The organism is Chitinophaga varians (assembly GCF_012641275.1).
Classification (GTDB): Bacteria; Bacteroidota; Bacteroidia; order Chitinophagales; family Chitinophagaceae; genus Chitinophaga; species Chitinophaga varians_A.
This window is the reverse complement of sequence record NZ_JABAIA010000003.1, coordinates 912409-924545: the sequence shown is the minus strand read 5'-3', so window position 1 is coordinate 924545 and position 12137 is coordinate 912409. Positions and strand designations below refer to the sequence as shown.

Annotated in this window: 4 protein-coding genes; all 4 read left to right on the top strand. The window is 49.1% G+C overall.

What is annotated here, in order from left to right:
- Window positions 1-176: 176 nt before the first annotated feature.
- From HGH92_RS26770 to HGH92_RS26755, 4 genes are read left to right on the top strand one after another with little or no spacing between them, the layout of a single operon-like run.
- Entirely contained in the window at window positions 177-1628 is a 1452-nt protein-coding gene (locus tag HGH92_RS26770) for a hypothetical protein (protein ID WP_168873882.1), read from the top strand.
- Between the two features lie 41 nt (window positions 1629-1669).
- A complete protein-coding gene (locus HGH92_RS26765; protein WP_168873881.1) occupies window positions 1670-5998 on the top strand; it encodes a DUF6603 domain-containing protein in 4329 nt (1442 codons plus the stop codon).
- A 2-nt stretch (window positions 5999-6000) separates the two neighbouring features.
- Window positions 6001-8298, top strand: a complete 2298-nt coding sequence (locus tag HGH92_RS26760; protein WP_168873880.1) for a hypothetical protein — start codon at window positions 6001-6003, stop codon at window positions 8296-8298.
- A gap of 11 nt (window positions 8299-8309) precedes the next feature.
- A complete protein-coding gene (locus HGH92_RS26755) occupies window positions 8310-12122 on the top strand; it encodes a hypothetical protein (protein WP_168873879.1) in 3813 nt (1270 codons plus the stop codon).
- Window positions 12123-12137: the final 15 nt, after the last annotated feature.

Here is a 12137-nt window from a genome sequence, read left to right as displayed (position 1 = left end):
TCCCAGATAATATAATCAATTTCCTGAAATCCCGAAGCGCTCCCAGTGTCTTCCGGCTTTATCAGTAATGATCCTCAAATGACCATAGTGGCCGGCCTCCCCCACTATCAGCTTATCGTTCCTATATAACTGCTTCCGGCAGCATGGAAAATTCATGTACCCTCAAAATATTCACCATGGCAATTTCGGCAAGACTCAACACCTTTTACGACCCCGAAGGGGCTATTTTCCAAAAATACTCACCCTTAGTTAAAAGTTCAGTCATCATCCAGGGCAATGACGGAGCAAACACCATCGAACAAATTGCGCAGCAAAGGATGGTAGCCATTGCAAAAACATCGATAAACCTGTATATACTTAATTTCTACGGTGATAACATTTCGAGCATGGCCGAAACAGAAAAAGGCAGGCAACCTCCACTAGCCATTATTTCAACCGGGCGAAGCGAATGGATCAAATCTATGTATAACGCAGGCAACAGCATTCTGACAGCTCTCGGCAAACGGCGCTTCAATAACATTGGGGATGTCGGTCCCTTTGTGAACGGCGATAAAATCCCTCTCTATTTCCCCTACCGGCTTTCTCAACAAGATGCCAACAACCGAGGGATCTATATCTTCGTTCAGGCGGCGGAGTACAAAATATATGTTGAGGACCTCGCTGGTACGGGCATTACCGTTATCGGATATGAAGTGGGAAGCAACCCCGACTTTATGCTTGGTTTCGGCGCCTGTCGTTATGCAGTTGCAAAATTCTTCAACCATATTAATGTGCCCAAAGCCTGGTTCCTGGATGATAATGTACTCTATATTACAAACGTTGACGAATTTTACAAATTCGAAGCTAAAATGACAAACGTTAGGGTAATAGGTAATTCAGAGCCTTTATGGGCGCTGGGGGCGCATGGCACAAACATGTACATGGCACAAACCGACGTTGTCAAAATTTACAACAGGTTTAACAACAGAAGGGTGTCCTTAAGAGGAAATCCAACGCCATATAACTTTCTTCAACAAGCGGTGTTCTGGAATGTTGATCAACTAAAAAAAGAGAACAATGTCCAGCAAACCAACTTTAATTACAGCCCATATTTCGTCAATTCCGGCGAAGATCTTAGCATTTCCTATTTCCTTGGAATGAACAGATGCCAGGCACTTACACAATGTGACATCTGTAAAGGCAGCGATAAGATTAACTCCTCGACAGATGATCGAGAACAGGTTAAAAAAGCGCTTACCACCAGAAAGGAACAAATTCGTCAAAGACTGAAAGAAAGTACACAAATAACCATTAAGGACACCTTCAATAATAACAAGGATACTGATCTCTGGAAATTATTTGACGACTATCAAAGGAAAACCCAATATTACAAGAAGGGCTTTAAAGAACCCGCCAACATCACTTACCTCAAAGCCGGAGAACAACTGTTATTGAAATGGATGGTGGATGAAAATGGAGCAAACCTGGACCCCGACGACGAAAACAGTACCATTAATAATATACCGCCAAAGTTATTAAACCCGTTATTCAATTTCTCAACATTGCAGTATCAAGACTTAATGGGACTGGAAAATGAAGAAATCGAATACAGTATCGGTCTGCTGGACACCTCTATCAATGCCGGTTAGCTAAAAGATCGTTGCTCATCCCTCTCTAAAAACAACTGACAATGGACATCACCCAGCTCATCGCCAAACTCAGGTCAGACACCGCAGCCAGCCAGCAGATAGTGTTGAACACCGACTACCTGAGCGACAAGCAGGTATCAACCATGCAGGGCATGGTGGGCCTCCCATCATCCCGGTATGTAACCATCAAACAACTCAATACCAGCGATATACCTGATGCAAACGGCAACTCCGTAACCATTACGGCAGGGCAGACAGACCTGCTGAACCAAACAGCGATGCCGGTGAAGGAACTCGTCTTTACCGTAACAAATGACACTGTAAATATTATCCTCCAACTGGTTTTGCCCGCATCCTGGACCTGGACAGACTCTTTTCCACGTCTTACTATCAAACCTTTCTCCTTACTAACCACATTATCAGACAGCTGTTTTATTTATAGCACTACACCCCAATCTGCTTATCAGGTATCAGCAAGCGGGCAGATACCCCTTGCTTTAGGACTTAACTTCTCCTGCCTGACAAACGTCAGCCAGATACCTAAATTGCCGGACATACTTGGCACCTCTATTTCTGATAACCTCAGATTGTATGGTGCTGTTGATCTTACCGGCAATTACGCCTATCCGGTCATGACCTTGTGGGTGCCCCTTGCTGACACCATTTCTCTGAAGAGCCTTAAGCTGGAAGGGCTGCAGCTAAAGATTGAAACCACTGCTCCCTCCGGCTTTATTCAGAAAATACATATGGGGTTATTAGCTACCGATGGACACTTCGATTTGTTGTTCCAACTGGACAGCACCTCCTCCCTTGTTATAACTGTAAGCTGCACCCCACACACAGCTTACGCACAAACGGTAACATCGTTAAGTCAGCTGAGTGACAGCAGTATTGCCACAGCCCTGATCAACGGGCCGTCCTGGCATTTTGAAAATTTTGTTCCGGCCACCCTCATCAGCGTATTTGACAGCATTTCCTTTGAAGCCGGTCTATCGCTGACTTTTTCGCCTGACTTTAAAGTCCGGGAAGTAAAGTTCATGGTATATACAAAACAGGGTGTTACAATGCCGCTCGGGCTATTTACACTTAGCAATTTCCAGTTGAATTTCCGTCTCATCAGTCCCGACACCACGCCTGCTGCCTATGTGCATATGTCGATGGCCGCAAAAATTCCGCTAAAAACATTTACCAGTGACTTTATTGGCACAATTGACATCAGCACCTCCGATAACACCAACACTAATGGTCAGTGGCAGATTGATTCCATCACTGCCAGTTATCCGGACATTATCTCCTTTAATGATCTGATAAACGAGCTGGAACCCGGCATCACAATATCCGATGATTTGCTGGAATTGACCTTCGACGATTTTTCACTGAATATAGACCCGGCCGGTGATGACTATAGCTGTGTTTGTTACGGAGAACTGGACATAAATCTTTTCGATGTACAGGTACATACGAAGTTCGCGCTGGTCATTACCCATTCCAACAATATTACCTCCTATAATCTCAGTGCGCATATCAATGTTGGCGAGTCCCTGCTGAACGTAGATATCACACTGGGCAGCAGCAACATCGTGTTTACCGGCACTGCCCAGGATATCCCACTTACGGACCTCCTGGTCAGCATCTTCTCTGATATAAATATCGACCTTACCGTTTTACCTGAAATTCTGCTATCAGAAATCAACATTACATACAACAACCCTGTAGGCAAACTTTCTATAGACGGCGCTCTCAATTACAATGGAATTACCGGCGTCTTCCACCTCGTTGGTGAAAAGATCGAAGATAAATGGCAGTTTATTGCGATGGCCGGCTTTGACCTCAATCCTACGTTTGACGTAGGCACACATATTCCTTTGGTTGGCAGTGAGCTGACAGGAGATTTCATATTAAAAAAGGGATATCTGATTATCACTTCCCAATCACCACAAAACATTCCTCCCCAAGACCTACCGTCCGACCTGCCCTCCAGCCCTCCGGCAGGCATCTCTTTTTATTTTGATATTACACTGATTGGGACTGATATTCCCATCACCTTGCCCGTATTGGCATATTCTCCGGACTTCAAGGCAGTTATGAGCAGGTTCAACTTTTCCGTTGAAGACGCCGACAGCAGTTCCGGCAATACAGCCTATACCATCAACATCGGAAAAAACCTTGGACCACTCTATATCGACTCTATCGCGTTAACCTTTAAAGACCAGGTCATTTACGGCATTATCAATGGGTCTATGACCGTAGGGCCTTTTAACGCCGCACTGGGCGGGCTGGGCATAGGCACCTCCCTGAGCGCATTCACACCTTCGTTCAGCCTGGACGGCCTCAGTTTTGACTTCACTTCCGCTTCTTTCACAATAGATGGCGCACTGATACGTATTCCAGACAGTCAACTGGCGCAGGACGTGTCTCTCCAGTTTGACGGCGCACTGATCATCAAAATACAGCAATTCGGGCTTGCAGCATTGGGTTCTTATGCACAGATGACCGATGGTACGGCGTCTTTCTTTATTTTTTTAAATGCCGACTTCCCTCCGGGTGGACCGCCATTCTTTATGATCTCCGGATTAATGGGCGGATTGGGCTATAACAGGACACTCACCCTGCCTGCTTTTAACCAGGTACAGAGCTTTCCACTACTAACTGTCGACGCCCCACAAACAGACAGCCAGAAAGATATCGCCCTTAACACCCTGGAAATACTTGAAGGACAAAAAGCGGGTAAAGATGGAACAACTAAACAATGGGTAAGTCCGCGCAGTGGAGACTACTGGGCGGCAGTGGGCATTGTATTCAACTCATTTGAAATTATTAATGGCGAACTGCTGCTGACAGCAGAATTAGGCAGGGATATGCAGTTCTCGCTGCTGGGGCTGTCCTGGCTTACCCTGCCACAAAAAGCCATAGACAATGAAAGACTGGTATTTATCGAACTGCAGATGTCAGCGGTGCTACAGCCACAGGAAGGTTTCCTGGGAATTGCCGCAAGCCTTACCAGCAATTCATTTGTATTAACGAAAGATTGTCATATTACCGGTGGTTTTGCCTTCTATCTCTGGTATGGCGACAACCCCAACGCCGGCCAGTTTGTAGTAACCGCAGGCGGTTATCACCCGGCATTTAAAGTGCCCAGCTATTATCCCGAGGTGGCCCGGCTGGGATTTAACTGGCAGGTATCCAGCGACGTGTCGATCAAGGGCGGGGCTTACTTTGCCTTTACGCCCTCCTGTGCCATGGCCGGCGGGCGTTTGCAGGCACAATACCAGTCCGGCGCCCTGAGCGCCTGGTTTGATGCAGGCGCCAACTTCCTGGTCACCTGGCATCCATTAACGTTTGTAGCAAATATATGGGTGGAAATCGGCGTATCGCTGACCATTCATGTATGGTTCATTCACAAAACACTCAGTGCGAGTATCGGTGCTTCGCTGGATATGTGGGGACCGCCTATTGGGGGCCTTGTGCGGATTCATGTTGTTTTTGTCACCTTTCAAATCCGGTTTGGCTCCGACAGCGCTGCGGATGCAAACCAGCAGCCACTTGACTGGACGGAATTTAAACAGTTGTTGCCCGCGCCTCAGGACCGTTATACCATCATCGCCAATAAAGGACTGTCAAAAATACTGGAGAAAGACGCCACCGGTCAGATCATCCACAATGGCGATACGACCAACAATCCGCCTACCACAAAAGTATGGTTCGTGAGAGCAGGCAGGTTGCAATTCACTACCAAGAGCTGCATTCCCGCTACCAGCCTTACTTACGGCAATGACGGCCAACAGCGGGTGGAGGGTGCGTCCAGCATCAACATCCGCCCCATGAATATTACCTCGGCTACAGCGGAACACAATGTAACCATCACAAAAGATACCGCTAACGGCGCTGTCCAGGTGGACATTGACGGATGGACCTTTACTGCCAACCGTGCTAATGTCGCTGCCACGCTGTGGGGGCCTCCCATTATTGATAACGGACAATTTGTACAGGCGCCTGTTACTCCTTCCGCAGATACGCTGGGCCAGCAACTCACCGGTTATACTGTTACCGGCCCGGTTTCAACACCTGGCAGTACTTTTGGGATTGTGGAAATGCGGCTGTTGCTAATGGATTATATCTCCCAAAAAGATAATCCACAGAACCCGCTAAGCAAAGCCCACACTTACTCCGACGACTATACGCCACAAACAAGCGGCAGCACCTTAACGGATATCAGCACGATCGGAACAACGCTTGCGGCTGCACGGAATACGCTGTATGCCGAGCTGCAACAGGACCAGCTCTATTCCGGGAGCAACGACAACATGCTACAGATGGGCGCTACCGTCAACAGTCTGTTTATTGACATTCCGATGGAACAAACCAATTGATTATGAAACACCAAAAAGATTTTACCAATGATATCCCTGTGGGCGACCTTGAGTTGTATGACAACTACATTCCCGCCCTGGAAGCCGGCAACTACCATATTACCGTCAAGCAACCACTGTATAGTACTAACCAGTTGGACGACGATGGTGTAAGTGTTACCCAGGATTTCATGGTAACAGCACCACAGTTTTTTATTGATAAGACCCAGGTCATCAATATGTACCCTGTGCCAGGCAGTACAGGCAGATACAACGAGGTACTTCCCAATATTGTACTTAAAGATGCGGAACTACCATGGGAAAGAGCCGTGGACGAATCCAACAGGGAAACGCCCTGGCTGGCATTGATGGTATTTGAAGAAAAAGAGTTGAATACCGGTGACAACACTGACGATAAATCTACCACTACCACAATAGGAGATTTTTTACAGGGGCAGACCGGCGTGCTTCAGCCCCAGCTTACGCGGGAAGATGACATCGATCCTAAAGGCAGCTGTAAAACGATCAGTATGTCTACCGCTACCTTCCAGGCAAACGTACCGATGCTTGACGAACTGCTCTACCTCTCGCATATCCGCAGGATCAATACCGGCAACAGCGCCATCGGAGGGCTGAATGAGCATGGACTATTTTCTGTGGTAGCGTGTAACCGTTTCTGTTTGACGCCGCCCGACGGCCAGCAGGGGAAGGTAAAAAACATTGTACACCTGGTATCGCTGGAGGGAATGAAGGACTACCTGCATAAAAACGCTGACCTGAGCAGTTACCAGAGCGTATCCCTGCTGAGCCTTGCCAGCTGGACCTTTCAATCCCAATCGGATACGGGCTATAGTTTCGGCAAGCTGGCAGAAAACCTCGTAGCAGCAGAAGTGATAAACAACAATGCAGATCCGTCACTGTTGTGGCTCCGGCTGCCTATACCGGCAGACAGGAATACAGACGCCAATGCCGCCGTACGTAAGCGCATCAGCGATGGGTACCTTCCCTTGCCCTGGCAAACCCGCAGCGGAGAAAGCACTTTTGCCTGGTACCGCGGACCACTGGCGCCGCTGCTGCCCACACCATCCACTGCTCACTACAACACCGCTGATGCAGCACTGATTTTCGACCAAACGCATGGCATATTTGATGTAACGCTGGCCGCAGCCTGGGAAACAGGCAGAGAAATAGCACTGGCGGATGCAGATTTTATGAGCAAAGTAAAGGAGTTTAGGAAACAGCTGAACCTGATAGTCGATAAGCTGCTGCACCGGTCCACTTCTCCCTATTTTGCACAACAAACCATCGCAGATATCGATCCATATGAAACCGTAGAAGAAAGGCTGCAAAGCATCATCACTCCGCAACTGATAGCCGCCATCGGCAACACCGCCACGCAAAAACAGGCGGCACCAGCTAATGTCGTAAAGACAAGAGCCGTACCGCCAGATCCGCAACAGATGCTGGCTACATTCCTGCTGCGCAGCGACGTACAGGAACGCCTGCAACAGATAGTAGCAAGCATTTCTGACGAGCTATCTGACTGGATGGCCAGATTCCAGCTACTTTACCCGGTTCCTTTCGGCAAAATGGTGGCCGATCTGCGCATGCTACCTGATGAGTCGCTGCGTTTTTTCTATGTAGACAAGAACTGGCTGAGCGCCGGTATTGATGGCGCCATGAGCTTCGGTATCGACAGCAGCAAAGCCAAAATGCTGCATGACCTGGCACTTCCCGTCATCCAACAGGCCGCACAGCAAAAGGTAAAAGGAATACGGCAGCAGATAACAGGCAGGCATATACTGGACACAACACCGCCGGATGTGATGAGCGGCTTCCTGCTACGGTCCAACATGGTGAAAGCATGGCCTACCCTCACGATACGTGCTAAAGACGCAAACGATAAATCTCTCAATATTATCCGGACAGACCTCCTGGCCCCTAACCTGCTGTTATGCATATTCGATGAAGTCCCCGACAACGTAACCTTCAGTGAGCCACAGGAAAGCCTTTGCTTTGGCGTGAATGATGCAGGAGAGGCAGTGATCAGAAATGTAGTTCCCGGCAGCAATGCGCTGGGGCAACAAATGGGAAGCGTGCCTATCCGGGACCTGAACGGATTGCAGCAGCTTTGTATGCGGGCGGCGGGCAGTCATGTGCTGAACCTGTCGCCTGGAGAGAACAACGGCCTCGTACAAACGTTGCAGCGCGCTATGAGCGCAAACAACACCCCTCCTCCCAATGGGGCCTTAACTTCCGGCACCTTCGCCCTGCAGATGATGAAATCAACGGAAGCAGTCGTATTCCAAAGTCAATCTTAAAATCAGTCAACATGAACGCTCCTGTCATAGTTCCCATAACGCTTGATGTACTGCTCGCCAATCCTGCCCTTCTGAAGCGGGATGATTTCAGGTTGTGGTCCTACAATTATCCTGTCATGAGCGGCGATTCCTGGGCTTCTCCCGAACCCGACGCCTTTGACCTGGATGACAACAATACCCTGCCGGGGCCGGGTGCATACCTGCACTGGACACTACCGCGCTCGCTGCGTGTAGGCAAGTCCGATAGTACCAGCGATTTCCCCCTCATTCCTAACCGCTGGCTCATTGTACGCATATACAGGGACCCCGGCGGCAATAATGTACGACAATCATGGATACTGGAGGCAGATTGCCCTAATGTAAAACAAGATAATAACTGGTGTAATTTTATTATCAGCGAAACCGTAAAAAACAATTGGGCCGCCAGCAATGACCCTAACAGGAAAAACTTTCCCCTGGCTCCTTTTGACGATAATGGCAATACAGACACTCAATCGTACTACCTTAACATGGGCCAGGCTTTTGAGATGCCGGGCTGGCAGGAAGCCTACCCCCAAAACATGTTCATGACCGCGCTCGGTCCCGGCAATGAGGAGTTCTGCGGGTACATGCAGTTTAATGCCGGCGTCCTTTCTTTTTATGACCCGCTAAATGGTGTACCGGAAACCACCGCGCTCAGCTATATGGTAACCGGCTGGTATGCCGACAGCAGCAGCGATATCCTGGCTACCGGCAACACCGGCTTCACCGGTGAAGCAACAGCTGACGAAGTACTATCTGCATTGAACTGGGACGTAGCAGCACAGCAAAGTGCGGGCAACAGCAATATCACTTTATACAGCGGCATGTCCTTTAACCTGCCCTGGGATAAAAACGCCAGTACACCACCTGCCAATGACGAACTTGAAAACCTGCGCGCCGATGATATATCCGTATGCGTGGCCAATACCGGGCTGGAAGCCTTCAGTACATTGGTAGCCACACAACTGGAACATTCCCTTGATCAGCAAACAACTATTGAATTATTACGTGCCTTCCAGTTTGATTTGTTGCCTGCACTTAACAACAAAAATGGCCACCAACTGATAGCGGAAAGAATACAACAAGCCTGGTTTAATTCAAAATTTGGCGGCAACCGCTGGCAGATCGTACCTGCCAGTAATGACCCTCAGACTGCACCTGTTACTAAAAACCAGCAAATACCCGACAGTGACGCCGCCTGGCTGGAACAACTAAACAAAGACCAGCAGTCGCTGGATGACGCGCTTACATTACTTTCCAGTCTCCAGTGGGACTTAAACGCCGTATGGTGGAAATATCACTACGCCGAGGCCAACTACGACCCGCAGGACGCCTGGCCAGGTGTATCGTCAGATCAGTTATCACCATACCTCGATCCCCAGAATGCTGATAAGACACTGGGATTGGTACTGGCACAATTAAAAATAGTGAATGCGCTGCTTCCCAAAGTACCGCAGCCCAGACAAGGTATCGCAAACTCCCAACAGGCACTACAGCAGGGCATCAACGACTTTGCACAGAACAAAAACATCACCCCCGGCTTTGTACTGAAATCCGTAGCACAGCCCCGTTACTGGCTCCCTAATAATCCCAACATACTGATATCCGGAATTTCGCCAGACCCGTTGGTCGACCCGGAGACTGCCCTCGTAGTAAGGCTGCCGGCACAACTGATAAAATCATTTACAGTAGCCTCTACACAAATAGATGCCTCCACACTGGGCAACATTATTCCTGCTTTATCCGACACACAGGTGTTACCAGCCAACGTACAGGATATTTATACCGAATTCTTTTTGGTGGACCCTGCCAATGCCGCGCAAATAGCCGTTAAAACGGGGCTTTCGCAGCAAACTGTTTACAGCACCATGCAGGCTCATGACAAGACCGCCTATAACAATGGGGTGCTGCCACAAACGGACCTCAGTGAATGGCGGCAGAAATGGCAGCCGGTATATATGGAATGGCAACTAACGCATATCGCTGTTCCATTTGCCTGGAAAACAAGTCCCGGCGACCAGCATAGCACGCCCAACTGGAGCTTTAACGGTACTGACTATGAGATGATAGCCTCTCCGCAGGGCGCGCAAACAAGTTATACCGTTTCCGGAAGAGCCGCGCTGAGCACCCACACACAAATGACTTTGGGCGCGCGGCTCAAAGCATATGCCCGGCAATATGATGATGACGCCCTGAATGACCTGTGGGATGAGATCAACAAAACAGACCAATGGCGTTTTCTGTCCCAGGAGCTCGCATACACGAACGACTACCTGACACAGCGTGACAGGAAACTCTACCGAAAGCCACACAATGATTCATTCAACTATGAAAACCAGACATTGAAGTTTTCAAAAGTCATGGGGTATTATGACACTACCAGCATCCCTCCTTTTGACACCCCTTCTTTTGCGCAGGGACAGGTAAACGCCATTCCTGCTATAACTGGCGGTGGTCCCAGTCCCTACCCGTTCCATCAAATCAGGGGCGGTGAGTTTTACTTCACACAACTGGCCATTTATGATAAGTTTGGCCGCCGATATGACCTGATACAGTCCACCGGTGGTGGCATATCCGATTATCACTCTTATCCTTTGATGGTGGACAGCGCCTTCAGTATCGAACATCAGTTGTCTGCCAATATAACGGCGCCATTCCAGGTACCGCCCCGCATATTACAACCCGCCCGGCTGAATATGCTACTGGCAGATTATCGCGACAAAACTAACATACTGGGCCTCAATACCGGTGTGAACCCAGTATGCGGCTGGGTGGTAGTGAACCATATTGACCGCTCGCTGCTGTTGTTTTTTCCTGATGGCAGTAATGCCGGCGAAATTATGGTGATGGCCGGTACACAGGGCAGCCATGTGCAATGGACGCCGCCACCACACAACAACGTGAATACGCTGGGAGATGTTACCTCCCGGTCTAAACAACTGGGCGCATTTGTCACCGCCTTAACGGGAAAATCAGCTACGGCCTTCCAGGCTTTTCTGAAAGCGATCGACAGCACGCTCTGGACGATAGATCCATTGGGAAAACGTACCAACCAGGATCTCTCCTTCTTCATTGGACGGCCACTGGCACTAACAGCGCTCACCCTGCAATTGAAGCTGAACGCTCAGCCGCTGCAAAGCCAGGACTGGCCGTTCCCTACAGGTGAAATCACCCCCAACCCCAATATCCCTGCAATGGAGGATTGTCCTTTTGATATCCGGTTTGGTGATCAGGCATCGCAGGAAGACGGCGTGATCGGGTATTTTAAAAATGAAAATTACGACCAGTTCAATTGTGTGGTAACACCCGATAATTCTGACAATTACCTGCAACAGATAGGGCCGCTCAACAGCAATAATGGCAATTACATTCAACTGACGTTCGGGGACAGCAATCCTACATACGTCACCGTACTGGCAGACCCACGGGCATCCATACACGCCTTTAGCGGCATTCTGCCTATCAAGGAAGTACAACTGCCGGAACAATTTGTAGATAAGCCGTTATCCGCCATGGACATCACTTTCAGGGCAGGGCCTATTCTCTCTGCCGTGCAGCTGTCAGACACTGCCAATGGTACGCCGCCCTATCCCAATGCACTCACTTATTTACCCGTAAGCGCCCGGTACGGCACCTGGACGTGGTGGCAAAGCACAGTAGCAAATCCGGGTACCGCTGAAGCCAGCTTTTCCTGGGAAGGGTTTACCCTTACCAAAGCCACTGCTACCGCCAATTTCAACAGATATCCGATCAGTCTGCACGACGGATACCTTCAATTCATTACTGACCAGGACCCTCAATAAAAACCTAAAACCGTT

Excerpts from the sequence above, each read along its gene's own strand:
- HGH92_RS26755 (WP_168873879.1), top strand. The coding sequence starts at position 8,310 with ATGAACGCTCCTGTCATAGTTCCCATAACGCTTGATGTACTGCTCGCC.
- HGH92_RS26770 (WP_168873882.1), top strand. The coding sequence starts at position 177 with ATGGCAATTTCGGCAAGACTCAACACCTTTTACGACCCCGAAGGGGCT.
- HGH92_RS26765 (WP_168873881.1), top strand. The coding sequence starts at position 1,670 with ATGGACATCACCCAGCTCATCGCCAAACTCAGGTCAGACACCGCAGCC.
- HGH92_RS26760 (WP_168873880.1), top strand. The coding sequence starts at position 6,001 with ATGAAACACCAAAAAGATTTTACCAATGATATCCCTGTGGGCGACCTT.